Raw genomic sequence first — 26,504 nt, 5'->3', positions numbered from 1 at the left:
CTGTCGCTACTGCATCATCGCACACGAAGAGACAGGACTCACCGCCCGTCGAGCCACGCCTCGACGGCGTCCGCCTCGGCACCCCGGCGGTGGATGTCACCGGTCTCGACGTCGACGACCGTACTGCCGGTACCGCCGGTCTCGCCGCCGTCGAGGACGACCGCGACCGAATCAGTGATCGAATCGAGGTCGGCCACGCGCCGGGCGCTTTGCTGGCCGCTGACGTTCGCGCTGGTGGCCGTGATCGGCGCGGCCCGCTCCAGCAACGCCAGCGCGAGTTCGTGGTCCGGAATCCGGATCCCGACCTGCTCGCGGCCCGCGGTGAGAACGTCCGGGACCATCTCGCGACGCTCGACCAGGACCGTCACCGGCCCGGGGAGAAACTCGTGCATGAACGCCCGCTCGGTCGCCGTCGGCGCGGTGTACTCGATCGCGGTGTTCAGATCGGGCACGGCCATCGAGATCGGCTCGTCGCGGTCGCGTCCCTTCGCATCGAAGACTCGTGCGACGGCCGCGGGATCGAGCGCGTCCGCACCCAGGCCGTAGACCGTCTCGGTCGGATAGACGACCAGCTCGCCGGATTCGATCGCCTCGACGGCCGCTTCGAGGTCGCTCATCGTCCCATCGTGGGCGTCTCGCGGACAAAAGCCCACGGGAATCCGATGGGTATTACCGGAGCGCCGGCACATCCGACAGTATGGACACCCAGCGACTCATCGACGCGTTGCGCGAGACCGACGCCGTCCGCTTCGGGGAGTTCGAGCTCTCCCACGGCGGGACGAGCGACTACTACGTCGACAAGTACCGCTTCGAGACCGATCCGACGAGCCTGTCGCTCATCAGCGAGGCCTTCGCCGAGTTGCTCGGCGACGACGGCTCGAAGCTCGCCGGCGTCGCGCTGGGTGCCGTCCCGCTGGTCGCCGTCACCAGCGTCGAGACCGGCCGGCCGTACGTCATCGCGCGCAAGCAACAGAAGGAGTACGGCACCGCGAACCTGATCGAGGGCGACCTCGAAGACGGCGATGAGGTCATCATCATCGAAGACATCGCCACCACGGGCCAGAGCGCCATCGACGCCGCACAGGCCCTGCGCGAGGCCGGTGCCGTCGTCGATCGCGTGCTCGTGGTCGTCGACCGCGAGGAGGGCGCAGCCGAGAACCTCGCCGAGCACGGCCTGCAACTGGAAGCGCTCGTAACTGCCACCCAGCTGCTCGAAGACAGCGGCCGGTAGGCAGGCTCGAATCGCGATAGCCACATTCTTCGTTTACCGAAAGTACTGTCGCTTGCTGTAGTGGCCGGGAGACACACGCCGACGGGGGATATCCCGAAGCCTTTGGTAGACTTCTGATAGGTGTTCCGCGATCGACAGTTCCCCACACGCTCGTGTCTATTTCCACGGTTGTATAGACCGATATATTCATATCTGGGTAGTGGCAACGGAAAGGCATGAATCGCGTCGAGAAGGCCACCCTCCAGTTGCGCGCCGTCGAGATCCTCCGGGCGCGCAAGGAGTCGCGGACCTACGACGAGCTGGCGGCCGAGACCGGGCTGCCGGCCGGCGATCTGAACCGCTACGTCAACGGCCACGTCCTGCCCGGTATCGACCGCGCTCGCGAGGTCGTCTCCGGGTTCGGGCGGGAACTGGTCGCCGAGGAACTGGACACTCGTCTCCGGACCGACGAGGAGGGGTACGTCGACAACACGGACCTCGTCTTCGATCAGACCTTGCTGGACGCCGCGGCGGTCGTCGTTGCGGAAGACGTCGGCTTCGACCGCCCGGACGTGGTGTTGACGGCCGCGACCGACGGAATCACCTTCGCTTCGGCAGTGGCACGGTACTACGGTGCCCGCACCGCCTACGCCAAGAAGTCCCGCGAGACCGCCGTCGAGGAGTTCGTCGAGACCCGCCAGCGCGTCACGCCCGGAATCGAGTTGACCTACTCGCTGCCCGCGACCGCGATCGAGTCCGGCGAGCGCGTGCTCGTCGTCGACGACATCGTCCGCTCGGGGGAGACCCAGCGGCTCTTGCTCGACATCGCCGATCAGGTCGACGCCGAAGTGGTCGGCGCTGCCGTGCTGGTCGCCGCCGACAGCGAGGGCATCGAGACCGTCCGCGAGGCCACCGATGCCCCAGTCGTGGCTCTGACGAGTACATAATCGAGTCGTTCCCGAGATCGATGCCAGCGCTTCTGAGAGAGAATAGATATACAAGTTCGTGAATAGAATCGGCAATATATCTATAAAGACATAAACCGAGGCCGGAGTATATGCTCGTTTGTGTAACATGGTACGGGAGACACTCGCGGATTACTTCGGGTTCGAGGAGCACGGGACCGACCTCAGGACGGAGATTGTCGCCGGGTTCACGACCTTCTTGACGATGAGTTATATCGTCGTAGTGAACCCCGATATCTTAGGAGTGGCCATCACCGACGTTCCGGGACGAACGTCGTCTGAAGTCGGCCAAATGCTGGCGGTCGTGACGATTATTACTGCGGCAGTTGCGACGCTTATCATGGCATTCTATGCCAATAGACCCTTCGCGCAGGCCCCTGGCCTCGGGCTGAACGCCTTCTTTGCGTTCACCGTCGTTTTGGGGCTAGGTGTGCCCTGGCAGACCGCCCTGGCAGCCGTCGTCGTCGAAGGGGTCCTGTTCATCTTACTCACGGTGGCAGGCGCTCGTGAGTACGTGATCAAGATATTCCCTGAACCAGTCAAGTTCGCTATCGGTGCTGGTATTGGGTTATTCCTGGCTATTCTTGGCCTGCAAGCGATGCACGTTATCGCCAGCGATCCAGCGACGTTCATCCAGTTTAATCCGGTCTTCGCTGAGGATCCGATCGCGATCATCTCTGTCGTCGGGTTGTTCATAACGTTCGCGTTGTACGCGGCCAGGATTCCCGGATCGATTATCTTCGGTATCATCATTACGACCCTCATCAGTTACGCTGCATCTGCCATCGGTGCGACCGCCCATCCGGCACAGTTCGAGAAGTTCGGGACCCCGATATCTCTGTACACGCCCGCGTCGTTGACTGGCGACACGGCAGTGACGTATTCGGTGGCCGGATACGATATCTCGCCGCTTGTCGGGGCGTTCATCGATGGGTTCAGTAACGTCGACGCACTCGGGTTCTCGCTAATCGTGTTCACGTTCTTCTTCGTGGACTTCTTCGACACGGCTGGCACGCTCACTGGCGTCTCGCAAGTCGCTGGTTTCCTCGACGAAGACGGGAACCTCCCGGACATCGACAAACCGCTACTCGCAGACGCGATCGGAACGACCGTCGGTGGGATGATCGGGACGTCAACGGTCACGACTTACATCGAGTCGGCAACCGGTGTCGAGGAAGGCGGTCGGACTGGAATGACCGCGCTCGTCGTGGCGCTGCTGTTCATTGCCTCGCTAGCACTTGTGCCGCTTGCGGCCGCGGTCCCACTGCACGCCTCACATATCGCGCTGGTCGTCGTCGCCGTGTTGATGCTCCAGAACATTACAGACATCGAGTGGGATAATCTCGCCCATGCCGTTCCCGCCGGACTGACGATCTTTGTGATGCCGTTCACGTTCTCGATCGCGTACGGAATCGCCGCTGGAATCATCTCGTATCCGATCGTCAAGACCGCCCAGGGTGAGTGGGACGATATCCACGCTGGTCAATGGGTTCTCGCAGGCGCGTTCGTACTTTACTTCTTCGTCCGGACAAGCGGAATTATTCAGGGTCAGCTGTAGAGGTATCCGACGCCACCTGCGCACGTGACCGCGGGGCTCTTTTGTATCCGCTGCGTATCCATCTTCGATGACGAGCCTCGAACTGTACGAACTTCCGGGCTGTCCCTACTGTGCGAAGGTCACGAAGAAACTCGACGAACTCGGACTGGACTACGTGTCCCACGAAGTCCCGTCCAGCCACAGCAAGCGCACCGAAGTCGAGGAGATCAGCGGCCAGACTGGCGTTCCGGTGTTGGTCGACCGCGACAACGGGATCGACGGCATGCCCGAGAGCAGCGACATCGTCGAATACCTCGAAGAGACCTACGGCGACGGCGCGGCCTGATCGCAACTCGGGAGCCTCTCGTCGTGAGTGCGATATCGTCTTCACTCGCCTGAGCATGCGATTCAACTGAACAGAGTGTTTTGCCAGTAAGTTTATTGAAACGGCTGTTGTAAGCGGTGATATAGACACGTGGACATCCCACACGTCCGAAATCCGATCGTTCTCCTGGGACTGGTGGCCCTCCTCGCGACAGGTGCCTCGCTGCTGGTCGCCGATGCGCCGGTCACAGCAGCTCTTGTCCAGGCCGTGCTGCCGGTCGTCGTGGGGCTACTCTTGATCGGCTACGGGCTGTCGATCGACGAGGCGATGTCGCCGTTCTTCCGGCGGCGGATCGTGAAGCTGATCGGCGTCGCCACGGGCGTGTTCTTCGTCCTCGGGACCTGGTTCGGGCTACTCAGTCGCACGCTCGAGACGTCGTATCTGGTCGCGGTCGTCACCTCACTGGTTACCGGGGCAGCGCTCGGCGCGCTCCTCGGCGTGTACTCCGCTCGACTGGGCCGGGTGAACCGGGAACTGGCCAATCGCAACGAACGCCTCGAAGAGTTCGCCGGGATCGTCAGTCACGACCTTCGCGATCCGCTGCAGGTCCTGTCCGGCTCGATCGAGCTCGCCGAAGAGACCCGCGACCCCGAACACTTCCAGCGGAGCCGAGCGGCGGCCCAGCGGATGGATCGGTTGATCGAAGACTTGCTGTTGCTGGCGCGGACAGACGGCAAGGCGCTGGACATCGAGACAGTGGCTCTCGACGACGTCACCGAGACCGCCTGGGAACGAGTCGACACCGGCGCGACGACGCTTGAACTCGACGACGACTTGCGCCTCCGGGCCGACCGCGACCGCCTCCGGCAACTCCTGGTGAATCTCTTCCGGAACGCCGTGGAACACGGTTCCACGAGCCCTCGGTCGCAAGCTCCCGAGGACGCCGTGGAACACGGCTCGACGGACGATCACGGATCGAGCGACAATGTCGTCGAAGACGGCGGCGTGACCGTCACGATCGGCCCGCTGGAGACGACCGAGGGGTTCTATATCGCGGACGACGGCCAGGGAATCGGCGCCGACGACCCCGACGTGGTCTTCGAATCGGGATACTCCGCGAGCGCGGACGGGACGGGCTTCGGATTGACTGTCGTCTCGCGGATCGCCGAGGCACACGGCTGGACGGTGACCGCGACCGAGAGCGAGGCGGGCGGTGCACGGTTCGAGATCCGCGACGCTGCAGTCCTCGACTAGAACACCGAGTCGGCGGTCGCGGCCCCGACGACGCTGAAAATCGCGCCGACGGCCACGGCCCGAGCAGTGACGATCGCCTGTTCGCGGGCGGCCAGATCCCCGAGGAACTGGTCGGGCGCAGTCACGACCAGCGACAGGATCACGACCGATCCAAAGGAGATTGACATGAGCGAGATGAACCGCAGCGGTATCCCGACCACTTCGGGCTCGCTCTCGGGATCGCGATCGTCGTCGGCCTCGTACAGCGCGCCGTAGCCGATCGCAAAGACCATTCCGACGATAAACAGGGCGTGCCAGTTGGTCATGTTCTGGGCCAGATCCCACACCTCCTCGGTGACGACGAACGGCCCCGCGAGCAGGAACCCGCCGACGAACTGCTGGGCGACGTCGGAGACCCTGAATCGCGATCTCGGTCGGAACATACCGTACGCTGGGCGACGAGCCACAAACCGGTTCGGGTTCACGGTCGCGGCCGCGTTCCATCGGAAACGGGGGGCGACACCGTTCCACCGGACGCACCCGAAACGGACCGCTGTCGAGGTATGCGGTGCTATAGAGAGATATTTATCCCGTCTTCCACCCGAAACGAAGGGGTCGGCGACCGACAGTCGGCCGGACAGGCGACCGGCAGTCGAACCCGTTTTCACCGCCGCGGTACTGGATCGGCGTATGAGCGTTCGCGAGGAATTCGACGAGTGGGCGGCCGAGGGCCGCGACAGGGGCATGGAGGAACGGCACTGGCACACGGCAAAGCACGCGCTGGCCCGAATGGCGATCGAGGAGGGCGATACCGTCCTCGATATGGGCTGTGGCAGCGGCTACGCTGCCCGTGCGATGCGGGAGGCCGGCGGTGCCGGTCAGGCCTACGGCCTGGACGGATCGCCGGCGATGGTACGCAACGCCAGCGCGTACACCGACGACGCGAACACGGGTTTTCTGGTCGGTGACTTCGAACACCTGCCCTTCGAGTCCGACAGCGTCGATCACGTCTTCTCGATGGAGGCGTTTTACTACGCGAGCGATCCGATGGCTGCACTCGAGGAGGTCCGGCGGATCCTCCGGCCCGGGGGCACCTTCTACTGTGCGGTGGACTTCCACGCCGACAATCCTCATACTGCGGAGTGGACCGAGTACGTCGACATCGAGATGACTCGCTGGTCCCGAAAGGAGTATCGCGAGCGCTTCCGGGAAGCCGGCTTTTACGTCGTCGAGCAGGACACGATCCCGGATCGGGAAGTCGAGATTCCGCCTGCTGACGAATTCCCGACCGAGGACTGGGAGACTCGCGAGGCGATGGTCGAACACTTCCGCGAACACGGGACGCTGTTGACCGTCGGCGTCGCGCCCTGATCGTCGATACGTTCCCCCGTCCGGCCGGTCACAGCCCCTCGACGACCTCGACGAGCGCGTCGGTCAGATCCGGCAGGGCCGTCTCGACAGGGTCGCTCAATCGCTCGCCCGCCCGCATTCCCCCGGGCTGGACGCCGAATATCACGACTCGCTCGGGTGCTTCCTCACGGGCGGCCGCGAGATCGAGCAACTCGAAGAGGTCGCTATCGTGTGATCCCCGCGACTCGACGACGGCCGCGACGTCGTCGGGCTCGAAGACGGCGCACTCGCCGGGCTCACCACCGAACCGGACGGCGTCGACGATCACCGCCCGGTCGGCGTCGGCCAGCGCGTGCAGGACGTCGAACCCGCCGTCGCCGAGATCTCGAAACTCCACGTCCGCCGGGAGCCCGCGCTCGCGGAGGCGATCGAGCAGGACGTTGCCGATCCCGTCGTCGCCCCGGAGCGGATTCCCCAGCGCGATCACGACTGTCGACACAGGTATCGATAGACGCGACGGACGCAAAAGCGTACCTGCCGGCTGCACAGGGGGAAAAGCGTGTCCGGGGGTGCACAGGGGAGAAAAGCGTGTCCGGGCGCTACTCGTCGACGAACTCGACGTCCAGATAGTGCGTCGAACAGGAGATACAGGGGTCGTAGGCCCGAACGAGCATCTCCAGGGTGAGCTCGATTTCGTCTTCCGGCCGATCGAGGATCGTCGGGACCAGTTCCTCCATGTCCTGTTGGATGTTCGCGTGGTTCTGGTTGGTCGGGATGACGCAGTTCGCGTCGGTGATCTCGCCGTCCTCGTCGTAGGTGTACTCGTGGAAGAGCACGCCACGTGGCACTTCGACCGCACCGATACCGGTCCCGGCTTCCACCTCGACGTCGGGGGTGTGGTAGTCCGGTTGCGGGTCGAGCCCGCCGTCCAGCAGCGTGTCGAGCTCGACGATCGAGGTCTCGATCAGGTGGGCGATCTCGACCAGCTGGGCGACGTTGTTCAGATACGGGTTGTGAGAGCCGGGTTCGAGACCGAAGCGGTCGGCGACCGCCTTCGCCATCGGCCCCAGTTGCTCGAAGTTGTTGTTCAGCCGCGCCAGTGCACCGACCATGTACGACTCGCGAGCGTGGGACGTGAACTTCGCCGTCGACTGCTCGACGACCACCTCGTCGACGATCTCGCGATAGTCCTCGACGTCGAGTTCGCCGGTGTCCGAGGAGTACAGCGTGCCGTCGTAGAAGGCGTACTCGTCGGGATGGGTCAGCGAGATGAACTCCGTCTCGCGCTCGAAGTCGGGGAGTTCGTCGCTGAGCTCGACCAGCAGATCGGCGACGAGCTCGACGTCGCTCCAGGCCGATTCGAGCCGCGTGCGGAGCGCGTCCAGTTCGTCTTCGTCGGGCAGTTTCGAGAAGCCGCCGGGGAGGTGACGCTGGGCGTGGACGGAGCGACCGGCGATGGCCTCGGTCAGGTCGTTGCCCAGCCGGTGCAGCCGGACGACGGCCTCGACTTCCGCTTCGTGAGAGTCGAGAATCGGCAGCACAGACTGCTTGCCGACCAGATCCGGTAGCGCCAGGTATCCCAGGTGGAGGACGTGACTCTGCAGGGTCTCGGCGTACAGCGCCAGTTTGCGCAGCCGCTCGTCTTGCGCCGAGAGGTCGACGCCCATCGCGGCCTCGGTCGCCTTCAGCGACGCGGTGGTGTGACTGATCGAGCAGATCGCACAGATCCGGGCGGTGACGTGGTGGGCCTCGGTCCAGTCACGACCGACCAGCATCGACTCGAAAAAGCGCGGCGACTCGACGACCTGCCACTCGCAGGTCTCGACTTCCCCGTCCGCAACGTTGACGACGATGTTGCCGTGTCCCTCGACGCGGGTGACGTACTCGCTCTCGATGTCTATTGTCTCGCTCATTGTGCTTCCTCCTGAGTAGCCCGTTCGGGCCGCTGCCAGCCCCAGTAGAGCTGGTACTGCTCGACGATCTCCTCGGCGTCGAGACCGTGCTCTTCGAGGACCGCCGTGTAGGCGTCCTCACTGGGAGTGTCGACCATGCCGCGACAGCCCCAGCAGTGGGTCCCCTCGCCGACGCAATCCGCCCCGCAACCGCCCCGGGTGACCGGACCGAGACAGATCTCGTCGCGGTGGAACGCGCACTCGTTTTCCTCGAGTTTGCACTCCACACAGACGGGGTGGTTCGGGAGCGTCGGCTCGACGCCCCTGATCAGGCCAGTGACGACCTGGACGAACTCCTCGCGGTCGATCGGACAGCCCGGGATCGTGGCGTCGACCTCGACGACGCTTTCGATCGGGCGGGCCTCCGGGTTCGCCTCGATCATGTCGGCGTCGTCGCCGTAGACGCGCTCTGTGACCGTTTCGAAGTCCTGGTCGTTGCGGATCGCGTTGATACCGCCGAAAGCAGCACACGAGCCGAGTGCAACGACCACGTCGGCGTTCTCGCGGATTCCCGCCAGACGCTCCTCGTCGTGGGCCGTCACGACGCTGCCCTCGATGAAGGCGATCTCGTAGTCGTCGCTGTGTTCCGACATCGCCTCCCGGAAGCTGACGACCTCAACGACCTCCACGAGATCGAACAGCCGCTCTTCGAGGTTGACGACCTGCAGCTGGTCGCCTTCACAGCCCGTGAAGTCGAAGAAGGCGACGCGTGGGCGTTCGGTCATACCTCCGCCTCCGATTTGTCCCGAACCTCCGGATAGTTGAACACCGGACCGTCCACGCAGACGTACAGTTCGTTGATCTGGCAGTGCCCACAGAGCCCGCGACCGCAGTGCATGTTGCGCTCCAGCGAGAGGTAGATGTGATCGTCGGCAAGCCCCTGTTCCTGCAGGGACTCGATGACGAACCGGTACATCACCGGCGGACCACACACCAGCGCGGTCGTGGTCTCGGGGTCGAACTCCGCCTCGGGGATGAGCTCGGTGATGACGCCCTCCCGGCCTTCCCAGGTCTGGTCCTCGGGGCACTGATCGACCGTCTCGTAGAAGGCCATCTCTTCGGAGTCATCCCACCGCTGCAGTTCCTCCGGGAACAGCTGTTCGGCCGGCTCCTTGCAGCCGTACAGCGTCGTGAGGTCGCCGAACTCCCCGCTTCTGTCCAGCGCGTAGTTGATCATCGACCGGAGCGGAGCCAGCCCGATCCCGCCGGCAACAAACAACAGGTCATCGCCCGCGAGCGCCTCGGGATCGAAGCCCGTGCCGTACGGCCCGCGGATCCCGAGCGGGTCCCCGCCCTCCATGCTGTCGAGCGCACGGGTGACGTTGCCGACCGCCCTGATACACAGCTCGAGGGGGCCGTCCTTCGTCGGCGACGACGAGATGGAGAACGGCGCTTCGCCGACGCCGGGGACGAACAGTTCGACGAACTGGCCGGGATCGTGGTCGAGTTCGACGTCGTCGGGTAAGCTGATCACGTACAGCTTGTCCTGGTCGGTGAACTGCTCGATCCAGGCGATGCGTCCCTGGACGGGTTCGTACTCGCTGCGGACGGTCTCGGTAGTTTCAAGCATTGGTGGCCTCCCAGAGGTCGTTGTAGACATCGGTCGGATCGGCGACGTCGGCGACGCAGTGGCGCGTACACCGCCCGCAGCCGACACAGGAAACGTCGCCGTAGCGCTCGTAGACGTACAGTCCCTTGCGCATGAACCGGTGGCGGTGTCGCTGTGCGACCTCTTCGCGGAAGTTCTCCCCCTGTGCGACCGAGGCGAACTCCTCTAAGAGACAGCCGTCCCAACTGCGCTGCTGGTAGCCGCTGTCCCCGCCCAGATCCCGGACGGTCTCTACCTGGAAACAGTAACAGGTCGGACAGACCATGTTACAGCTCCCACAGGAGAGACACTGCTCGGCGTAGGACTCCCAGAACTCCATGTCGTCGTAGTGCTCTGCGAGCAACGTCGGGAGCTCCTCCGGCGGAAACTGCAACTCCCGCTCGAACCGCCCCCGGAGATCGTCCTCGATCCGTCGAACCTCCTGGACTTCGGAATGACTCGCGCTGTGCGTGTCGAGGTCCGCGAGCAACTCGTTGCCCTCGAACGACCCGATGTCGACGACGAACCGATCCCCGATGTCCGTCACGAGGAGGTCATAGCCCGAATCCGTCGTCGCCGCACCCATACTCGCGGCGAAACTCTCGGGTGCGACCGACTGCATCGTCAGCCCGATCAAAAGCGAGTCCTCGCGGCGCTTGCGATACGGCTCGTCGCCCATCGTGTCGATGTGGACCTTATCGAGATGCTCGATCGCGGCCAGGTCGTAGGGGTGAACGCCCACGATGATCACTCCCTCCGTGTCTGTCCCGGCATGCATCTCGTACTCTCCGTCGGTTCGCTCGTAGGTCAGCAACTGTTCGTACTGCGGCAGCAGGTACTTCTTCGGTGAGAGCGCCGTCAGGTCGTACTCCAGCGCCAGATCCGCAGCCGAGTCGAGCTCCTCGAAGACGTACTGCCCGCTCCGCCGTTGTGGGCCGACGACGGATCGTGGGTCGTCGTCGATCAACCCGTCGATCAGCGTCTCGAACTCTGATTTTGCCAGTGTCTTCATGCCATCCACCCGGCCGACGCTGCTGTCGGCCACTGCACGGACAGTCACAGCCAAAAAGCCTAACAGCGGCGGCTGTTCTCACTTCTTGAAAACCCTATCGAAGGCAAAATTAACGACGTTCATGTTCGGTATCGTCAGATTTTACCGGAGTTTTTTGCCTGTTTTTTCATGTAGGCTCGTATCAGTCCTTCATATTCTAACAGATATGTTTTCAGGCGGTGAGAATCCGGCCAGGATTGCTTTAGGAGTAAGACTTAGGGAGACGTAGGATGGCATCGTTAGATTCGATTCGGCAATCGATCCACGAGTCGGACGCCGACGTGGGCGGCGACGACGCGGAGATCATCCCGGCCGACGCGGACGTCGAAGACGTCTGCGACGAAGAAGTAGACACTGTACGATCGCTTATCGAACCGTTTCCGGACGATAAGGAGGGAGTGATCCCGGCTCTCCAGGAGGTGCAAGGCGAGTACGGATACCTACCGCGATTCTCGATGCAGCTCATCGCAGACAAAGCTGGCACTTCTATGGCACACGTCTACGGGACTGCGTCGTTCTACTCGCAGTTCTATCTGGAACCGCGTGGTGAACACACGATCAAGGTCTGTACGGGAACGGCCTGTCACGTCAAGGGCGCAGACGAGATCTCCGAAGAGTTCTGTGACGAACTCGACGTCGAACTCGAAGAAGTCACTGACGACGGGCAGTTTACTGTCAGTCACGTCCGGTGTATCGGGGCCTGCAGCCTCGCACCGGCAGTGATGGTCGGCGACAACGTCCACGGCAACGTCACCGAGGAGAAAGTCCCCGACGTCATCGAGGAATACCGGGGTGATGACGCATGAGCACCCTACTCCAGTCAGACAGTCTCGAAGAGATCACCTCGATCGAAGACCTGGAGGCGCTCAAACGGGACGGCCTCGACTCGCTGTATCCCGGCAAGACGAAAGTACTGGTCGGGATGTCTTCCTGTGGGCGCGCGGCCGGAGCCGACGACGTCTACGACGTTCTCAGCGACGAGCTGGACGGCGCCGAGAACGCGATCGTCGGCCAGACCGGCTGTCTCGGGTTCTGTGACCGCGAGCCGCTTGTCGAGGTCGTCGAACCGAACGGCCAGTCGATCATCTACGAAGAGGTGACCGAAGACACCGCCGAGCGGCTGGCCGACGCGATCACCCGGGGCGATCTGCCCGAGGGTGGCGTCCTGGCCGGGCGACTCCACCACGAGGCGCGCAGCCACGATTACGACGTGCCGCTGTTCGACGAGGTGCCGTTCTACGCGCCGCAGGAACGGGTCGTGCTGGGCAACAGCGGGCTGATCGATCCCGAAGACCTCGGGGAGTACGTTGCCCGTGACGGCTTTTTCGCGCTCGAGGAAGTTCTCTCTTCGTACACGCCCGAGGAAGTCATCGACGAAGTCAAAGACTCGAACCTCCGCGGTCGTGGTGGCGGTGGGTTCCCGACCGGTCAGAAGTGGGAGTTCCTCGCCGGCAACGAGGCCGACGAGAAGTATCTGATCTGCAACGCCGACGAGGGCGACCCCGGCGCATACATGGACCGGACGCTGCTGGAGTCCGATCCGTACAGCGTCATCGAGGGAATGATCATCGCGGGGTACGCGACCGGCGCGACCCACGGCTACATGTACGTCCGGGCGGAGTACCCGCTGGCGATCGACCACCTGCAGAACGCCATCGAGACGCTTCGATCGGTCGGCCTGCTCGGGGACGACATCCTCGGCTCGGGCTACGGGTTCGACCTGGAGATCAAGAAGGGTGCCGGCGCGTTCGTCTGTGGTGAGGAGACGGCGCTGATGGCTTCCATCGAGTCCGAGCGCGGCATGCCGCGTCCGCGCCCGCCGTTCCCGCCCCAGTCCGGCCTGTGGGGCAAGCCCACCAACATCAACAACGTCGAGACGTGGGCGAACGTTCCCCAGATCGTCCTGGAGGGCGCCGACTGGTTCGCCGACATCGGCACCGACCAGTCCGGTGGCACCAAGGTCTTCTCGGTCACCGGCGACGTTCGCAACACCGGGCTCGTCGAGGTGCCGCTCGGAACAGAGCTCGAAACCGTCGTCTTCGACATCGGCGGAGGGACGACCGGCGGCGACTTCAAAGCCGTCCAGACGGGCGGTCCCTCCGGTGGGGTCATCCCCGAAGAGTACGGCGACACGCCCATCGACTACGACACCCTCTCGGAACTGGGCTCGATGATGGGGTCGGGCGGAATGATCGTCATCGACGAGTCGACCTGCATGGTCGATCAGTCGCGCTTTTTCCTGGACTTCTGTGTCGACGAGTCCTGTGGGAAGTGTCCGCCCTGTCGCTACGGCACGAAAAAGACGCTGCAGATCCTCGAACGGATCACCAACGGCGAGGGCGAGGCCGAAGACATCGAAGAGCTGCGGTCGCTCGGTGACACGATGGGCGAAGCCTCACTGTGTGGGCTCGGGCAGACCGCGCCCAACCCCGTGATGAGCACGCTCGATTACTTCGAACAGGAGTACTGGGCACACATCGAAGACGAAGAGTGTCCCGCCGGCGACTGCGAACTCGGCGGTGGCGCACACGCGAACACGTACAAAATCCTCCACGACGAGTGTGTCGGCTGCCATCAGTGTGCCAAGGCGTGCCCGGTCGACGCGATCAGCGGCGAGCAGGGCGAGGTCCACGAGATCGATCCCGAGGCGTGTATCGGCTGTGGGCAGTGTGTCGAGGCCTGTCCGCTTGATATCATCGAGGTTCGCGGAGGTGAAGCATGAGCAAGGCAACCGACGCTGACGCCGAACTCGGCGTCACGCTCGAAATCAACGGTCAGGAAGTACAGGCAAAGCAGGGCGAGACGATTCTCGAAGCCACCGAACGGACCGACATCGACATTCCGACACTGTGTGCCTACGCCGACCTGACCAACGTCGGTGCCTGTCGGATGTGTCTGGTCGAAATCGACGGCAGTCGCCTGGAGACGGCGTGTACGACCGCCGTCCAGGACGGCATGGAGGTCGAAGTCGACACCGACGACCTCTGGGATCACCGGCAGACGATTCTGGAGCTAATGTTCTCCGAGGAGAATCACTACTGTATGTACTGCGAAATGGAAGGCGACTGCGAACTCGAGGACATGTTCAACCGTGCAGGGCTGGACAGCAGTCGCTTCCCGCTTGAGTATCCCGAGATCGATCCGGACACCTCCAACGAGTTCATCACGATGGATCTGGACCGCTGTATCAGCTGCGGTCGGTGTATCCGGACCTGCGACGAGGTCGTCGGCAACGACACCCTCTCGTTCGGTAACCGCGGCAAGGACGCCACCATCGTCGCCGACGACGACGTTCCCCTCGGAGAGTCCTCGTGTGTCTCCTGTGGGGCCTGTGTGCAGTCCTGTCCGACCGGCGCGCTGTACAGCCCCCTCAGCGCATATCGCGGCCGCGAGGAGGACTGTGACGTCGTCCAGACGACCTGCAGCGAGTGCAGCATGGGCTGTGAACTGGAGGTGTACACCAACTCCGGCCGGATCGTCAAGATCGAAGGCGTCGAGGACGGTCCGGACGGCGGCCAGCTCTGTGAGATGGGACGGTTCGGCCTGCTCGGCGACGATCGCGACCGGATCCACGAACCGTCGATCCGCGGCGAAGGCGCGGTCGGTGTCGACGTGGCCACTGACCGGGTCGCCGACCTGCTCGAAGACGCCGAGACGGTCGACGCGGTCGCGTCCGATCGACTGCCCAGCGAGACGCTCGATGCGTTCGCCGAGGCAATGGACGACTACGACGCAGCCGTCGAGGTTCCCGGTGCCGGGCGGGCAAGGGAAGAAAAGCGGATCGCCCGACAGGTCGCGAAACACTTCGAGAAGAGCCCGAGCGGCCTGCGCGCGAGCGGGCCGCGAGCGCTGCTAGACGCCGACAGCGTCGTCGTCTTCGATACGGACATCGTCGACACGCACCCCGTTGCTGCGTCCTACGTCCGCCGGGCCAGCAAGGGCGGCGCGACGCTGCTGAGCGTCGACGAAGACGAGGACCGATTCGGCCGCAAGTCTGACGTCTCCATCGAAGCAGGCACCGGACTGGACCGGGTCTCCGAAGACGCCGTCGAAGTCGTCGAGGAGGGTGCCTCGGCGCTGTCCGACGTCGACGCCGAGACGCTGATGGACGCCGTCCCGGCACTGACGTCGGGAATCGGCGTGGTCGTGCTCGGCCCCGACGTCAGCGAGGACACGATCGTCAACGCCTACGCGCTGGCGGGGATGACCGGCAGCAAGGTCCTGAGCCTGCCCAGGCAGGCAAACACCGGCACCGACGTGGGGACCGACGACCTGCACGGCAGTGCGGACGTGGCGTACCTCTTCGCCGGCGACGACCGCGAGGAGAACGTCGACCGGATGCTCGATGTCGCTCGCGGGGCCGACACCGTGATCGTCCAGGCCACTCGCGAGTCGATCCTCACGAAGGCCGCCGACGTCGTCCTGCCGGCACTCGACTGGTTCGAGCGCTCGGGCACGGTCACCGACGCCAGCGGTGCCGACCGCGAGATTGCGCGTGTGCTCGAACCGCGCGTCGCCGTCGACTCCGACCGCGAGGTGCTGTCGGCGCTTTCCGAAGCTGTCGAGCCACAGGAGGTGAAACCATGAGCCAGGCAGAAACGACTGACGAGCGGGCGACCGTCGCGACGGTCTGTCTCGGCGGTTGCTCGGGCTGTCACATGGAGTTCCTGAACATCGACCACGACCTGGTCGACCTGCTCGAGGACGTCAAGATCAAAGCGAGCCACATGATCGTCGACGAGAAAGGCGTTCCCGAGGCCGACATCGGCATCGCCGAGGGCGTGGTCACGAACGAGGAGAACGTCGAGGTCGCCGAGGAACTGCGAGAGAACTGCGATACCGTCGTCGCGTGGGGCGACTGTGCGGCCCTGCGCGGGATCATGTCCCTGCGAAACGACGAGGACGCCGACGAAATGATCGACGAGGTCTACGAGGGCAAGGCCGACGAGGAAAGCGAGAGCCCGCGCGGAGACGTCCCCGTGCCGGCACTGCTCGAGGACGCCCGGCCGCTCGACGACTATATCGACGTCGACGTGTACATTCCGGGATGTCCCCCGGACGCAGAGGTGATGGCCTACGGTATCGAAGCGCTGCTCGACGGCGAGCAGCCTGAAATCGTCGAAGAAAAACTCCAGTACGACTAACAATGAGCAAGAAGGAAGTTATCGATCCGGTCACGCGGGTCGAAGGACACGGCAAGATCACGATAGAATTGGACGACGACGGCGATGTCGAAGATACGCAGTTCCACGTCACGGAGTTCCGCGGGTTCGAGGAGTTCGTCGAGGGCCGTCCCGTCTGGGAGATGCCCGAGATCACGGCCCGGATCTGCGGGATCTGTCCGGTCAGCCACCAGCTGGCCGCGGCGAAGGCCGTCGACGAGATCGCCGACGTCGAGATTCCCGAGGGCGCATACAAGCTGCGGGAACTGCTTCACATGGGGCAGGTCCTGCAGAGCCACGCGTTGAGTTTCTTCTATCTGTCCAGTCCGGATCTGGTATTGGGCTACGACGCCGATCCGGAGAAACGCAACATCGAAGGCGTGCTGGAGGAGAACCCCCAGCTCGCCGAGCGCGGGATCGACCTGCGGAGCTTCGGCCAGGACGTCATCGCGACGCTCGGTGACAAGAAGGTCCATCCGGACTTCGCGATCGGCGGCGGCGTCACCAACACGCTGGACCGCGAGGACGGCCAGCAGTTGCTCGAACAGTCCGAGGACCTGGATACGTACGTCCGCGAGACGATCGATCTGCTGCAGGAGATCTTCGCGGAGATGGACGACGACACGCTGGATTACGCCACCTACGAGACCGGCTACATGGGTCTGGTTGACGAGGATGGTGGCCTCGAACATTACGACGGAGACATCCGGCTGGTCGACGAGGACGGCGACCTCCTCGAGGAGATCGATGACGGCGACTACGCCGACATCATCGGCGAGCGCTCCGAGGACTGGAGCTACCTCAAGTTCCCCTACTACAAGGGGCGTGACTTCGAGGACGGTCAGTACCGCGTCGGCCCGCTGGGACGGCTCAACGCCGTCGATCAGCTCCGGACGCCGCAAGCCCAGGAGGAGTTCGAACGCTACATGGACGCCGCCGACGGCCCCGTCCACGAGCGCTCGACGTACTACCACTGGGCACGGCTCATCGAGATCCTCTACTGTATCGAGCGCATCCGGGAGTTGCTCGACGACGACGACGTCTACGACGGGGTTCCGAACGTCCCGACCAAGCCCGAGAAGAACAACGGTGTCGGCGTCATCGAGGCCCCGCGGGGCACGCTCATCCACGAGTACGACGTCGACGACACGGGCAAGGTCACGAACGCCAACTTCATCGTCGCCACCACCCACAACAACGGCGCGATGAACAAGGGCGTCCGGACCGCTGCCGAGAAGTTCGTCGACGGTCCCGAGATCCCCGAGGGGACGCTCAACAAGATGGAGAGCGTCATCCGGTGTTACGACCCCTGTCTGTCGTGTTCGACCCACGCGATCGGCGACATGCCTCTGGAAGTGACAGTCGAACAGGACGGCGAGGTGCTCGACGAGGTCTCCCGATAGCCATGGACACCCTCGTGTTGGGTATCGGCAACGAGATCAAGCGCGACGACGTCGTCGGGCTAGAAGTCGTCGACGCCCTCCAGTCGCGACTCGATCGACCGGGCGTTACCTTCGAAACGATGAACTCGGGTCGGCTGATGCTCATCGACGAGCTGAGCGGCCACGATCGGGTCTGTATCATCGACTCGATCGTGACCGAGGACGGCGACCCGGGCGACTGGTACGTCTTCGATCCCCAGGCCGTCGAACCCGACAAAGAGAGCGGCGGACTCGCGACCCACAACGTCGGCCTGGGGACGCTGACGACGCTCGGGGAGGCGATGGGCGAGTCGATGCCCGAGATAACCATCTACGCGATCGAGGTGGCCGACCCCTTCGAGTACGGCGAGGGGATGACCGAAGCTGTCAGCGAGGCGGTTCCGAGGCTAATCGAGGAAATCGGCGACGAGATCGAACAGCAAGTGGCGACGGCAGCAGCTACCGGGGGCTGAAGCCGCTGGCTTCCGCGCTGCCGCTCCGTGATCGAGCCACGGTCCACGGTACTGATAAATATTTTCCATAAATCCCTCACCTTCATACATGGTGCGAGTCTACGTGGCGTATGACTGGTCGTTCGCGTGATTCGGGGGTCGACGGACGGCAGGATGATCACGGCGTTTCCGTCGCCCTGCAGTCGCTCGATGTGGACGGCTCTATCCGGTTCGTCGACGACAAGTGGGTCAAACTGACCGATCGCGACCGCGGGGACGTCGTCGGTCGCCCGTTTGTCGAGTTGCTCCCCGAGGGCGAGCGCGACGCGTTCGAAGACGCGTTCGACGACGCCGTAGAGGGGGACGCCAGTTCGTGTGCGATCGCGATTCGCGCGAGCGACGGTACGGCGGTACCGATAGCCCTCGACGTGCGTCCGGAAATCGGATCCGACGGGGGTGTGTCCCGGATCCATTGCCGGCTCGAACCACAGCGTTCGACGCTCGACCTCAAGGCGTACGAGCGCTTGCTAGAAGTCGCGCCGGTCGGCGTGTTCAGGACGACGACCGACGGCCGCGTGCTCTCGGTCAACCACAAGCTGGCGACGACGCTCGGCTACGACAGCCCGCGAGAAGCGATGGCGGCGTACGACGATCTCGGATCGGACTTCTACGTCGATCCACAGCGACGCGAGGCGTTTCTCGAACGCCTGCTCGCGGAGGGAGCGGTCGAGGACTTCGAGTACGAAGCAGTGGCAGTCGACGGCCAGCACCGCTGGCTCTCGATGAACGCCCGGTTGCTCGATGAACACCACGATGGGGCGCGCGTGATAACCGGATTCACGCGGGACGTCACCGATCGGAAGCAGCGCGACCGCCAGCTCGCGGTGCTGGGTCGGATCCTGCGACACAACATCCGCAACGCATTGACCGTGGTCCAGGGCCAGGCCGAGTTACTGCGCTGGGAGCGCGCCGACGCCAAGGACGCCGTCGGCACGATCCTCGAACGGACGGATTCGTTGCTCCGGCAGGCCGAGAAGGAACGAGCGCTCACCGAGTTGCTGCGCGGCTCGACGGAGTCGACGGCGCGTGATATCGTGCGTCTGGCCGAAATCGCGCGTGTGGACGTACTCGAAACGCACCCCGACGCGACCGTGTCCGTCGACGGGACCGAGACCGCGACGGCGACCGTCGTCGACGGGTTCGAACGGGCACTCGTCGAGTTGCTTGACAACGCGCTCCGTCACGGCGACGACCTGTCGGTGTCCGTGACCGTCCGTGAGAAGGCAGAGAGCGTCGAGATCGCCGTCGCCGACGACGGACCGGGGATACCCGAGATAGAGCGCGAACTCCTGTGTGGCAATACCGACGAGACGCCGCTGTTTCACGGAACCGGCGTCGGGCTCTTTCTGGTCAGGCAACTCGTCGTCCGGTCGAACGGGACGATTTCGGTCGCGGACAACGAACCCCGCGGCAGCGTCGTGACGATCCGGCTCCCCTCGTAACTCCCCTGGACTCCTTTACTGCGGCTGTTGCTTCTCGAGCAGTTCCAGCCGCGTGTAGTGTTCGTCGATGAGATGGCCGAGCACGCGCTGTTCGATGTGTTCGACGTCGGGGAGGTCGGCGGCGTCGAGGTAGTCCTCACGGATCCCCAGGTGCTCAACGTCGCCGAAGATGACCTGCGTGCCCTCGATTTCCATCGTCTCTCGGACCGAACATTCCAGCCAGGCCGGACAGCCGACAACGCGCTTGGGATCGACGACCTCACTGTCAGTGTGCTTGATGTCGGCGGCCTCGAACTCCGACTCGTCGATGTCGGCGGCGCTGTCGTTCATCTCTTCGAGCAACCCGGCCGTGAAGACGTTGTAGACGAACTCGCCAGTGTCGATCGCGTTTCGGGCGGTGTCTTTCATCGTCCCGTCCTGGTGGTCGGCAGCAGTAAAGACGACGACCGGCGGGTCGACGCTGGCCGGTGTGACGAAACTGTAGGGCGCGACGTTGTCCTGGCCGTCTTCGCTCACGGTCGAAATCCATCCGACCGGTCGCGGCGTGACCAGCCGTCCGAGTGTCACGAACATCTCGTAGCCGCCGAAGTCGTCCGGTTCGAGCTCGACCACAGTGTGATCGTTACCGAGACCCTGCTGCGATTCCATATCACTGATATACATCTCAGGACTGGAAAGGGTTTGGCCCCGATATCCGGGGATATTTTGTCCGATTGCTGATATCTTCACGGTTGATCGTTGTGTTTGTGCGTGTGTCCCGGTCTGTGGAAAACAGTTTAGTCACATCTGGTGAAACAGGCAGGCATGGTTCGACGTGTCACAGTCCTTGCGGGGTTGCTGGTCGTGTTGGGGGCACTGTCGATGGTCATCCTCGGTGCCGTGTTCGGAACGATATTCTTCGCTATCACGGTCGCATACGTGCTCTATCCGGTTCGAGAGCAGCTCATCGAACGGGGGCTCGGTCGGCGGACAGCGGCCGCAGCGAGTACGGCCCTGGCCTTCGTTGCGGTCGCACTGATCGTGTTACCGGTCGTGATCGTCCTGTACGTGCGCCGAAACGATCTGATCACGTTGCTGGAGAAGATCCCGGACGAGGTGGTACTCGAGGTTGCAGGGATGCGCTATCCGATCACACTGAGCGACCTCAGTGCCGAAGCGGCCGAAGTCGGGGAGTCGCTGGCGCTGTCGGTCGCCGGCTCGACACCGGCGCTGGGGTTCAAATTATTCCTGTTCGTGTTACTGGTGTACGCGTTGCTGGTCCGCCCAGAAGACGTCACGAACGCGTTGTTGCATCCGATCCCCCGAGAGTATCACGACGTCGTGATGGCCCTACACGAGCGGCTGCGATCGACACTGTACGCGATCTACGTGTTGCAGGCGGCGACCTCGGTCGGGACGTTTCTCGTCGCGTTCGTCCTGTTCTGGGCGCTCGGATACGAGACGGCGTTCTCGCTTGCGGTCGTCAGTGGTATCCTCCAGTTCGTGCCGATCATCGGTCCGAGCGTACTCGTGCTGGCGATCGCCGGGTTCGAGGTCGCCCTCGGGAATACGACCGGTGCGATCGTGGTCGCCGTGCTCGGGCTCTTCCTGATCGGATTCCTCCCGGACGCACTCATTCGGCCGCAACTGGCCGCGCTCACGGCGAAGATGCCGGGAAGCCTCTACTTTATCGGCTTCGTCGGCGGCATCCTCTCGATCGGCGTCGTGGGCGTCATCGCCGGCCCCGTCGTAGTCGGGCTGATCGCGGAGGTCGGATTACTGCTGGCCGACGAGCGTCATCCGCGCCTGAGTGATTATCGCGGCGGTTAGTGAGCCACGCCGGAAGAGGAACCGACGCCGAATCGCCGATCGGATGGGGGACCTGCCACCTGGCCACGGATCACGTGGGGGAGTCGTGGTCGGTCGGACGAACCCTCGTCACCGGCCGGGGGACCGACCGGACGTCCCCCGGAGCGCGTCAGCGTTCGCGTCGTTGAACAGACTTCGAAATATTACAGAGGCGAGATCGTCGGCGTCCATCGGTTGTCTCGGGGACCGCATCCCGCCGCCCACTCGGTGTGTGACATGCTTCTCCCGGACGCGTAGCGGCTCGACTGTGGCGGGTAGTGTCACATGCCACGAACAAAACTCAGTGAGCGGTCGCCGTGGTTCGACTATCGACATACAGTGGTGTGGAATGCTCACAATTTGGGAATGTGAGATGGATTTACTCGTTACGTAGTTGTTCCTTCGACCGAGCATGACTGTAGCGGTCGTTCTCACACCGCCGGTTGCACTTCTGGTATTCCTGCTCGTCGCGATCGGTATCGATCGGGTCGGCCAGCGGATAGCGGATGAGCGAACTGGCGAGGGAGAGTTCCGAACGGCGTACGCGTGTGGTGAAGACGCTTTGGGTGAGCGACTCCAGCCGAAATACCGACTCTATCACGTCGGGATCGGGTTTACGATCGTCCACGTCGCCGTGTTGCTGGTCGCGACGATGCCGCTGTCCTGGCGCGGGCTGAGTCTCGGAATCCCACTGCTTTCCGTCGTTGGCCTGTCGCTGGTCGCACTGCTCGAAGCGGATCGACGACCGGTGACCCGGAGGTGAAAAGATGGGGAAACTCCTCGAATGGGCACGCAGCGCCTCGCCGTGGATACTGCATCTCAACTGCGGGAGTTGCAACGGCTGTGACATCGAGACGCTCGATTCGCTGATGCCGCGCTACGACCTCGAACGGTTCGGCGTCCTAAAGAAAGACACACCTCGTCACGCGGACGTGCTCGTCTGTACCGGGCCGGTCACCCGGCAGATGGAGCCGCGTCTGGAGCGGATCTACGAGCAGATGCCGGAGCCGAAACTCGTCGTCGCTGCCGGCTCCTGTGCCGCGTCGGGTGGCGTCTTCCAGGACTGTTACAGCTGCCACGACGGCGTCGACGAGGTGATCCCCGTCGACATGTACGTCCCCGGCTGTCCGATCTCGCCGGAGGCGCTGATCGACGGGCTCGTCAGACTCCTGGAAGAATCCGGCGAAGGCGGGAAAGCGTCCCGGCTTCGCGAGCGAAGCGAAGGCATCTTCGAGGACAGTGACGCGCCAGCGGGGGTGATCGACGATGAGCACGTCGCCGATACGTGAGATGGCGGACGAACTCCCCGACGCGGTCGAATCGATCGACCGGAGCGCGGACGGCCGGCAGACGGTCTCGCTCGCGAGTCGGGACCGTCTCGGGGACGCGCTCGAGTTCCTGCTCGAAGCCGAGATTTCGCATCTCGTGACGATCACGGGCGTCGATGCTGGCGAAGAAATCGACATACTCTATCACTTGCGACCACGCGCCAAGACAGTCGAGAACGACGGGACCCGGACAGTGACGTTGCAGGTGAGTCTCCCCAAAGACGACCCCCGGCTCCGGACGGTCACCGATCGGATCCCCGGCGCGAGCATGTACGAGCGGGAGTTGATCGACATGCTCGGTATCGAAGTCGTCGACCACCCTAATCCCGAGCGGCTCCTGCTCCCGGACGACTGGGAAGGTGGGTCACCGCTCCGGGTCGACGAGGAGGGAGGTGACTGACGATGGCCGAGGAAACGACGATCCCTATCGGCCCCCAGCATCCCTCGCTGAAGGAGCCGGCGAACTTCGAACTCACCGTCGAGGGCGAACAGATCACCGGCGCGGAACTGTCGATCTCGTACAACCACCGCGGGATCGAACAGGCGGTCCGATCGAAGAGCTACCTGGAGAACATCTACCTGCTCGAACGGATCTGTGGCATCTGTTCGCACAGCCATACGACGGCGTTCGTCCGGGGCGTCGAACAGTTGCTGGGTCTCTCGGTGCCGGATCGTGCTCGCTACGTCCGAACGCTCGTGGCCGAACTGGAGCGGCTGCACAGCCACCTGCTCTGGCTGGGCGTCGCCGGCCACGAGATCGGGTTCGACACCCTCTGGCAGTACGCCTGGCGCGACCGCGAGGCCGTGATGGATAGCCTGGAAGAGCTGACGGGCAACCGCGTCCACTACTCGATCAACACGATCGGCGGCGTCCGCGAGGACATCGATACGGAGACGATCGACGCGATCCGCGACCGGATGGCAGAGCTGTCCGATCGCATCGACTTCTACCTGGAAACCGTGCCCGCAGAGCGGACGGTCCAGCTTCGGTGTGAAGACGTCGGCGTCGTCTCGAAGCAGCGCGCTCAGGAACTGTGTGCCGTCGGTCCGACGGCCCGCGCGTCGGGCGTCCAGGGGGACGTTCGCAAGGACGAACCGTACGCCGCATACGACGAAGTCGACTTCGAGGTGATCACCGCCGAGGACGGCGACCTCCTGGCGCGACTCCAGGTCCGGATCGAAGAACTCGCCGAGAGCGTCGCTATCATCGAGCAGGTGCTCGCGGATCTCCCAGAGGGAGAGCTGAAGGCGAGTCAGAAGCCCCCGCAGGCCCTGCTCGCGGGCATCGAGAGCGGCGACGTGCTCAGTCGCTACGAGGCACCGCGGGGCGAACTCACCCATTTCATCCGCAGCGACGGCAGCGACACGCCCGAGCGAGTCCACGTGCGGGTGCCGACGCTGGCGAACTGGCCGACGGTCGTCGAGGCGCTGAAAGGGAGCTATATCGCCGATACGCCGATCGTCGTCGCCGGGATCGACCCCTGCATCAGTTGCACGTCCCGCATCGGCGTGGCCGTCGCCGAAGACGAGGCCACCCTGGCCGATGCGACGGACAGCGGGGTGGTCGGGGTCGACGAGTCCGGGACCGACGACGACCCCGGGGGGTACACGCTGGACGACCTCCGAGAGTACGGCATCGAGTGGTACGAGGGCGGTGATACGCGATGAGCCTCGCGGTCGAACTCGGCCAGAGCCTGTTTTACGTGCTGGTCTTTCCGGGCTTTGCCTTCCTGTTCGGGTACGCCCTCGTCGCCGAATACGCCGACCGGAAGCTCTACGCCCGGCTCCAGAACCGGGTCGGACCGCCGGCCGTCCAGCCGTTCGCCGACTTCCTGAAACTCCTTTCGAAGGAGAGTATCGTCCCCGAAGACGCCGAGGGGACGATCTTCGAGGCTGCCCCGATCGTCGCGCTGGCCGGCGTGCTGACGCCCATCCTGTACGTTCCGATCTGGAGCGTTGAGGCCGTCTTCGCGTTCCAGGGCGATCTGATCGTCGTCCTCTTCTTGCTGACGATCCCGTCGTTCGCGCTGATCTTCGGCGGCTGGCACTCCCGGAACGCCTTCGGCCAGGTCGGGACCGTCCGGACGCTCACGCAACTGTTCGGCTACGAGATCCCCTTTTTCCTCGCGTGTCTCGCGCCGGCGGTCGCCGCCGGTACCTGGTCAGTCTCCGGTATCGCGAGCTTCGTCGGGACCCGGCCGCTGTATATCCCGGTGTTCGCGATCGGCTTCGCCGTGGCGCTGCTCTCGCTGCAGGCGAAGCTCGAGCGAATCCCCTTCGACGTACCGGAGGCAGAGACGGAACTCGTCACGGGGCCGCTGGTCGAGTACTCCGGCCGCAAGCTCGCGCTGTTCCGGTTGACCAAGGACGTCGAGCTGGTCGTCGGCGCGGCACTGCTGTCGGCGCTGTTTCTCGGCGGACCGTATCCCGCCGGTGCGATCGCTGACGTCGGTAGCACTGCCGGCGCAGTCATCGGATTCGGGGTCTTCCTGGTGAAGACCCTCGCGATCGTGTTCGTGCTGACGGTCCTGCGGGCGGTGCTGGCCCGGTTGCGCATCGAACAACTCGTCTCGGTGTTCTACCTGTGGCTGGTCCCGCTTGCGTTGATCCAGCTGGCAGTGGTGGGCGTCGTCGGCACGACGGAGGTGATTCCATGAGATTACCTGGCAAACTCGTTCCGGAAGCGCTCAAGACACTCGGCAAGGACAGTGCGACGATCCGCTACCCGGAGCAGTCCCGGTCGATGCCAGACCGGTTCCGCGGGCGGGTCGCGTTCGACCCGGACGGCTGCACGGGCTGTGGCATGTGCGAACGCCACTGTGCGGCCGACGCGATCGTCGTCGAGGCCGACGGCTCGGAGATTTCCTGGCGCTACGACGAATCGGCGTGCATGTTCTGTGGCCAGTGTGGCGAGTCCTGTCCCACAGACGTGATCACCATGTCCGAAGAGTACGATCTCGCGAGTTCGGACCCCGCGTCGTTCGAGACGACACATACGTTCGAAAGGTGATACAATGAGAGACAATCACGCTACGATACGATGCAGTCACTCGACGGCACACAGACGTTCGATGACGGCGACGGTCTCCTCGATGGCCGTTTCGACGGCGGGTGACACCGAGTCGCCGGGGTCGATCGTCGCCGGCTGGATGCCAACCAGGACGGCGGTCCCGCCGGTCTCGCGTTCGAGGTACGTGAGGAGCATCGACGGCGTCGGCGTGTGCGAGGACACCGATCCCGACCGGAGGTCGTCGGAGTCGATCACCGCCACGTCGCCGGGTTCACCCCCGAACTCGATGGCGTCGACCAGCACGACCAGCGTCGGCTCGAAGTCCCGGACGACGCCGGTGAAGTTCTCGGGCGCGACGCCGCCCTCGATCGCGTGCAGGCCCTGGGTCGAATCGAGTCGTCGCGCCACTTCGAGACCGGCGGCGTCGTCGCCGCGGCCCTCGGCACCCATCCCGACGACGGCGACGCGGTCGGTCTCGACACGCGAGAGCTGTTCGAACACGTCTCGGGACACGACGTTCACGTGCAAAACACTTTGCGTCCGGAGATCGGCTGCGCCGAGACGCTCGATGGGCCACGCTGGTGTTAGTCA

Annotated in this window: 29 protein-coding genes; 20 read left to right on the top strand and 9 right to left on the bottom strand. The window is 63.9% G+C overall.

Translation table 11 applies throughout. The features are described from left to right. Nucleotides 1–38: 38 nt before the first annotated feature. Nucleotides 39–617, bottom strand: coding sequence for an L-threonylcarbamoyladenylate synthase (locus tag OB916_RS05495; protein WP_315908283.1), 579 nt, complete (start codon nucleotides 615–617; stop codon nucleotides 39–41). Between the two features lie 80 nt (nucleotides 618–697). Between OB916_RS05495 and pyrE the strand changes: the two genes are divergently transcribed. The 5 genes from pyrE to OB916_RS05470 all read left to right on the top strand — a co-directional run bounded on the left by pyrE (nucleotide 698) and on the right by OB916_RS05470 (nucleotide 5,291). After that, complete coding sequence (pyrE, locus tag OB916_RS05490; RefSeq protein WP_315908282.1) at nucleotides 698–1,231, top strand: orotate phosphoribosyltransferase; 534 nt, start codon at nucleotides 698–700, stop codon at nucleotides 1,229–1,231. Nucleotides 1,232–1,446: 215 nt separating this feature from the next. After that, complete coding sequence (locus OB916_RS05485; protein ID WP_315908281.1) at nucleotides 1,447–2,157, top strand: phosphoribosyltransferase family protein; 711 nt, start codon at nucleotides 1,447–1,449, stop codon at nucleotides 2,155–2,157. A gap of 127 nt (nucleotides 2,158–2,284) precedes the next feature. Next, nucleotides 2,285–3,733, top strand: coding sequence for an NCS2 family permease (locus tag OB916_RS05480; RefSeq protein ID WP_315908280.1), 1,449 nt, complete (start codon nucleotides 2,285–2,287; stop codon nucleotides 3,731–3,733). 67 nt (nucleotides 3,734–3,800) lie between these two features. Next, nucleotides 3,801–4,058, top strand: a complete 258-nt coding sequence (locus OB916_RS05475) for a glutathione S-transferase N-terminal domain-containing protein (protein ID WP_315908279.1) — start codon at nucleotides 3,801–3,803, stop codon at nucleotides 4,056–4,058. Between the two features lie 129 nt (nucleotides 4,059–4,187). After that, nucleotides 4,188–5,291, top strand: coding sequence for a sensor histidine kinase (locus tag OB916_RS05470; protein WP_315908278.1), 1,104 nt, complete (start codon nucleotides 4,188–4,190; stop codon nucleotides 5,289–5,291). Here the strand turns inward: OB916_RS05470 and OB916_RS05465 are convergent. Further along, a complete protein-coding gene (locus tag OB916_RS05465) occupies nucleotides 5,288–5,713 on the bottom strand; it encodes a DUF2391 family protein (RefSeq protein WP_315908277.1) in 426 nt (141 codons plus the stop codon). The genes OB916_RS05470 and OB916_RS05465 overlap by 4 nt on opposite strands. A 247-nt stretch (nucleotides 5,714–5,960) precedes the next feature. Between OB916_RS05465 and OB916_RS05460 the strand changes: the two genes are divergently transcribed. Then, on the top strand, nucleotides 5,961–6,641 hold the full coding sequence (locus OB916_RS05460; protein ID WP_315908276.1) for a class I SAM-dependent methyltransferase: 681 nt from the start codon (nucleotides 5,961–5,963) through the stop codon (nucleotides 6,639–6,641). A gap of 28 nt (nucleotides 6,642–6,669) precedes the next feature. Here OB916_RS05460 and OB916_RS05455 read toward each other — a convergent pair whose 3' ends face one another. The 5 genes from OB916_RS05455 to OB916_RS05435 all read right to left on the bottom strand — a co-directional run bounded on the left by OB916_RS05455 (nucleotide 6,670) and on the right by OB916_RS05435 (nucleotide 11,172). Beyond that, a complete protein-coding gene (locus tag OB916_RS05455; protein ID WP_315908275.1) occupies nucleotides 6,670–7,119 on the bottom strand; it encodes a hydrogenase maturation protease in 450 nt (149 codons plus the stop codon). 100 nt (nucleotides 7,120–7,219) lie between these two features. After that, nucleotides 7,220–8,533 (bottom strand): Ni/Fe hydrogenase subunit alpha, encoded by a 1,314-nt coding sequence (locus tag OB916_RS05450; RefSeq protein ID WP_315908274.1) that lies wholly within the window; start codon nucleotides 8,531–8,533, stop codon nucleotides 7,220–7,222. Further along, on the bottom strand, nucleotides 8,530–9,297 hold the full coding sequence (locus OB916_RS05445) for an NADH-quinone oxidoreductase subunit B family protein (RefSeq protein ID WP_315908273.1): 768 nt from the start codon (nucleotides 9,295–9,297) through the stop codon (nucleotides 8,530–8,532). The genes OB916_RS05450 and OB916_RS05445 overlap by 4 nt, the downstream gene beginning before the upstream one ends. Further along, a complete protein-coding gene (locus OB916_RS05440) occupies nucleotides 9,294–10,142 on the bottom strand; it encodes an FAD/NAD(P)-binding protein (protein WP_315908272.1) in 849 nt (282 codons plus the stop codon). Before OB916_RS05440 ends, OB916_RS05445 begins: the two co-directional genes overlap by 4 nt. Further along, the gene (locus tag OB916_RS05435; protein WP_315908271.1) at nucleotides 10,135–11,172 is read right to left on the bottom strand and encodes a 4Fe-4S dicluster domain-containing protein; all 1,038 of its coding nucleotides are present in this window, start codon (nucleotides 11,170–11,172) and stop codon (nucleotides 10,135–10,137) included. Before OB916_RS05435 ends, OB916_RS05440 begins: the two co-directional genes overlap by 8 nt. A gap of 269 nt (nucleotides 11,173–11,441) precedes the next feature. Here OB916_RS05435 and nuoE point away from each other — a divergent pair, with 269 nt between their 5' ends. The 7 genes from nuoE to OB916_RS05400 all read left to right on the top strand — a co-directional run bounded on the left by nuoE (nucleotide 11,442) and on the right by OB916_RS05400 (nucleotide 19,748). Further along, a complete protein-coding gene (gene nuoE / locus OB916_RS05430) occupies nucleotides 11,442–12,017 on the top strand; it encodes an NADH-quinone oxidoreductase subunit NuoE (RefSeq protein WP_315908270.1) in 576 nt (191 codons plus the stop codon). Continuing rightward, nucleotides 12,014–13,933 (top strand): NADH-ubiquinone oxidoreductase-F iron-sulfur binding region domain-containing protein, encoded by a 1,920-nt coding sequence (locus tag OB916_RS05425; protein ID WP_315908269.1) that lies wholly within the window; start codon nucleotides 12,014–12,016, stop codon nucleotides 13,931–13,933. The genes nuoE and OB916_RS05425 overlap by 4 nt, the downstream gene beginning before the upstream one ends. Then, nucleotides 13,930–15,798 carry a 2Fe-2S iron-sulfur cluster-binding protein gene (locus tag OB916_RS05420; protein WP_315908268.1) on the top strand — a complete coding sequence of 623 codons (1,869 nt, stop codon included), beginning with the start codon at nucleotides 13,930–13,932 and terminating at the stop codon, nucleotides 15,796–15,798. Before OB916_RS05425 ends, OB916_RS05420 begins: the two co-directional genes overlap by 4 nt. Beyond that, on the top strand, nucleotides 15,795–16,355 hold the full coding sequence (locus tag OB916_RS05415; RefSeq protein WP_315908267.1) for an NADH-quinone oxidoreductase subunit B family protein: 561 nt from the start codon (nucleotides 15,795–15,797) through the stop codon (nucleotides 16,353–16,355). The genes OB916_RS05420 and OB916_RS05415 overlap by 4 nt, the downstream gene beginning before the upstream one ends. 2 nt (nucleotides 16,356–16,357) lie before the next feature. Further along, entirely contained in the window at nucleotides 16,358–17,776 is a 1,419-nt protein-coding gene (locus OB916_RS05410; RefSeq protein ID WP_315908266.1) for a Ni/Fe hydrogenase subunit alpha, read from the top strand. A gap of 2 nt (nucleotides 17,777–17,778) precedes the next feature. Continuing rightward, complete coding sequence (locus OB916_RS05405; RefSeq protein WP_315908265.1) at nucleotides 17,779–18,267, top strand: hydrogenase maturation protease; 489 nt, start codon at nucleotides 17,779–17,781, stop codon at nucleotides 18,265–18,267. Nucleotides 18,268–18,377: 110 nt separating this feature from the next. Beyond that, nucleotides 18,378–19,748 (top strand): sensor histidine kinase, encoded by a 1,371-nt coding sequence (locus OB916_RS05400; RefSeq protein ID WP_315908264.1) that lies wholly within the window; start codon nucleotides 18,378–18,380, stop codon nucleotides 19,746–19,748. Between the two features lie 15 nt (nucleotides 19,749–19,763). Here OB916_RS05400 and OB916_RS05395 read toward each other — a convergent pair whose 3' ends face one another. Beyond that, nucleotides 19,764–20,396, bottom strand: coding sequence for a flavin reductase family protein (locus tag OB916_RS05395; RefSeq protein ID WP_315908263.1), 633 nt, complete (start codon nucleotides 20,394–20,396; stop codon nucleotides 19,764–19,766). A 156-nt stretch (nucleotides 20,397–20,552) separates the two neighbouring features. Here OB916_RS05395 and OB916_RS05390 point away from each other — a divergent pair, with 156 nt between their 5' ends. The 7 genes from OB916_RS05390 to OB916_RS05360 all read left to right on the top strand — a co-directional run bounded on the left by OB916_RS05390 (nucleotide 20,553) and on the right by OB916_RS05360 (nucleotide 25,913). Continuing rightward, a complete protein-coding gene (locus tag OB916_RS05390; RefSeq protein WP_315908262.1) occupies nucleotides 20,553–21,557 on the top strand; it encodes an AI-2E family transporter in 1,005 nt (334 codons plus the stop codon). A gap of 430 nt (nucleotides 21,558–21,987) precedes the next feature. Beyond that, nucleotides 21,988–22,338 (top strand): hypothetical protein, encoded by a 351-nt coding sequence (locus OB916_RS05385; protein WP_315908261.1) that lies wholly within the window; start codon nucleotides 21,988–21,990, stop codon nucleotides 22,336–22,338. A 4-nt stretch (nucleotides 22,339–22,342) separates the two neighbouring features. Next, a complete protein-coding gene (locus tag OB916_RS05380) occupies nucleotides 22,343–22,864 on the top strand; it encodes an NADH-quinone oxidoreductase subunit B family protein (protein WP_315908260.1) in 522 nt (173 codons plus the stop codon). Beyond that, a complete protein-coding gene (locus OB916_RS05375; RefSeq protein WP_315908259.1) occupies nucleotides 22,842–23,303 on the top strand; it encodes an NADH-quinone oxidoreductase subunit C in 462 nt (153 codons plus the stop codon). The genes OB916_RS05380 and OB916_RS05375 overlap by 23 nt, the downstream gene beginning before the upstream one ends. A gap of 2 nt (nucleotides 23,304–23,305) precedes the next feature. Next, complete coding sequence (locus OB916_RS05370; protein ID WP_315908258.1) at nucleotides 23,306–24,571, top strand: hydrogenase large subunit; 1,266 nt, start codon at nucleotides 23,306–23,308, stop codon at nucleotides 24,569–24,571. Continuing rightward, nucleotides 24,568–25,560 carry a complex I subunit 1 family protein gene (locus tag OB916_RS05365; RefSeq protein WP_315908257.1) on the top strand — a complete coding sequence of 331 codons (993 nt, stop codon included), beginning with the start codon at nucleotides 24,568–24,570 and terminating at the stop codon, nucleotides 25,558–25,560. The genes OB916_RS05370 and OB916_RS05365 overlap by 4 nt, the downstream gene beginning before the upstream one ends. Beyond that, nucleotides 25,557–25,913 (top strand): 4Fe-4S dicluster domain-containing protein, encoded by a 357-nt coding sequence (locus OB916_RS05360; protein WP_315908256.1) that lies wholly within the window; start codon nucleotides 25,557–25,559, stop codon nucleotides 25,911–25,913. The genes OB916_RS05365 and OB916_RS05360 overlap by 4 nt, the downstream gene beginning before the upstream one ends. A gap of 36 nt (nucleotides 25,914–25,949) precedes the next feature. On the opposite strand, the gene OB916_RS05355 is transcribed toward OB916_RS05360, so the two are convergent. Beyond that, nucleotides 25,950–26,414, bottom strand: a complete 465-nt coding sequence (locus tag OB916_RS05355) for a hydrogenase maturation protease (RefSeq protein WP_315908255.1) — start codon at nucleotides 26,412–26,414, stop codon at nucleotides 25,950–25,952. Nucleotides 26,415–26,504: the final 90 nt, after the last annotated feature.

Source organism: Halapricum hydrolyticum (assembly GCF_025517535.1).
GTDB classification, from domain to species: domain Archaea; phylum Halobacteriota; class Halobacteria; order Halobacteriales; family Haloarculaceae; genus Halapricum; species Halapricum hydrolyticum.
The sequence above is the reverse complement of the archived record's forward strand: the minus strand, read 5'-3'. Positions and strand labels throughout refer to the sequence as shown.

Coding starts and splice junctions, on each gene's coding strand:
- OB916_RS05370 (WP_315908258.1), top strand. CDS start 23,306: ATGGCCGAGGAAACGACGATCCCTATCGGCCCCCAGCATCCCTCGCTG.
- OB916_RS05410 (WP_315908266.1), top strand. CDS start 16,358: ATGAGCAAGAAGGAAGTTATCGATCCGGTCACGCGGGTCGAAGGACAC.
- OB916_RS05365 (WP_315908257.1), top strand. CDS start 24,568: ATGAGCCTCGCGGTCGAACTCGGCCAGAGCCTGTTTTACGTGCTGGTC.
- nuoE (WP_315908270.1), top strand. CDS start 11,442: ATGGCATCGTTAGATTCGATTCGGCAATCGATCCACGAGTCGGACGCC.
- OB916_RS05435 (WP_315908271.1), bottom strand. CDS start 11,172: ATGAAGACACTGGCAAAATCAGAGTTCGAGACGCTGATCGACGGGTTG.
- OB916_RS05375 (WP_315908259.1), top strand. CDS start 22,842: ATGAGCACGTCGCCGATACGTGAGATGGCGGACGAACTCCCCGACGCG.
- OB916_RS05485 (WP_315908281.1), top strand. CDS start 1,447: ATGAATCGCGTCGAGAAGGCCACCCTCCAGTTGCGCGCCGTCGAGATC.
- OB916_RS05495 (WP_315908283.1), bottom strand. CDS start 617: ATGAGCGACCTCGAAGCGGCCGTCGAGGCGATCGAATCCGGCGAGCTG.
- OB916_RS05425 (WP_315908269.1), top strand. CDS start 12,014: ATGAGCACCCTACTCCAGTCAGACAGTCTCGAAGAGATCACCTCGATC.
- OB916_RS05465 (WP_315908277.1), bottom strand. CDS start 5,713: ATGTTCCGACCGAGATCGCGATTCAGGGTCTCCGACGTCGCCCAGCAG.
- OB916_RS05360 (WP_315908256.1), top strand. CDS start 25,557: ATGAGATTACCTGGCAAACTCGTTCCGGAAGCGCTCAAGACACTCGGC.
- OB916_RS05415 (WP_315908267.1), top strand. CDS start 15,795: ATGAGCCAGGCAGAAACGACTGACGAGCGGGCGACCGTCGCGACGGTC.
- OB916_RS05390 (WP_315908262.1), top strand. CDS start 20,553: ATGGTTCGACGTGTCACAGTCCTTGCGGGGTTGCTGGTCGTGTTGGGG.
- OB916_RS05460 (WP_315908276.1), top strand. CDS start 5,961: ATGAGCGTTCGCGAGGAATTCGACGAGTGGGCGGCCGAGGGCCGCGAC.
- OB916_RS05480 (WP_315908280.1), top strand. CDS start 2,285: ATGGTACGGGAGACACTCGCGGATTACTTCGGGTTCGAGGAGCACGGG.
- OB916_RS05405 (WP_315908265.1), top strand. CDS start 17,779: ATGGACACCCTCGTGTTGGGTATCGGCAACGAGATCAAGCGCGACGAC.
- OB916_RS05475 (WP_315908279.1), top strand. CDS start 3,801: ATGACGAGCCTCGAACTGTACGAACTTCCGGGCTGTCCCTACTGTGCG.
- pyrE (WP_315908282.1), top strand. CDS start 698: ATGGACACCCAGCGACTCATCGACGCGTTGCGCGAGACCGACGCCGTC.
- OB916_RS05420 (WP_315908268.1), top strand. CDS start 13,930: ATGAGCAAGGCAACCGACGCTGACGCCGAACTCGGCGTCACGCTCGAA.
- OB916_RS05400 (WP_315908264.1), top strand. CDS start 18,378: ATGACTGGTCGTTCGCGTGATTCGGGGGTCGACGGACGGCAGGATGAT.
- OB916_RS05385 (WP_315908261.1), top strand. CDS start 21,988: ATGACTGTAGCGGTCGTTCTCACACCGCCGGTTGCACTTCTGGTATTC.
- OB916_RS05440 (WP_315908272.1), bottom strand. CDS start 10,142: ATGCTTGAAACTACCGAGACCGTCCGCAGCGAGTACGAACCCGTCCAG.
- OB916_RS05450 (WP_315908274.1), bottom strand. CDS start 8,533: ATGAGCGAGACAATAGACATCGAGAGCGAGTACGTCACCCGCGTCGAG.
- OB916_RS05380 (WP_315908260.1), top strand. CDS start 22,343: ATGGGGAAACTCCTCGAATGGGCACGCAGCGCCTCGCCGTGGATACTG.
- OB916_RS05445 (WP_315908273.1), bottom strand. CDS start 9,297: ATGACCGAACGCCCACGCGTCGCCTTCTTCGACTTCACGGGCTGTGAA.
- OB916_RS05395 (WP_315908263.1), bottom strand. CDS start 20,396: ATGGAATCGCAGCAGGGTCTCGGTAACGATCACACTGTGGTCGAGCTC.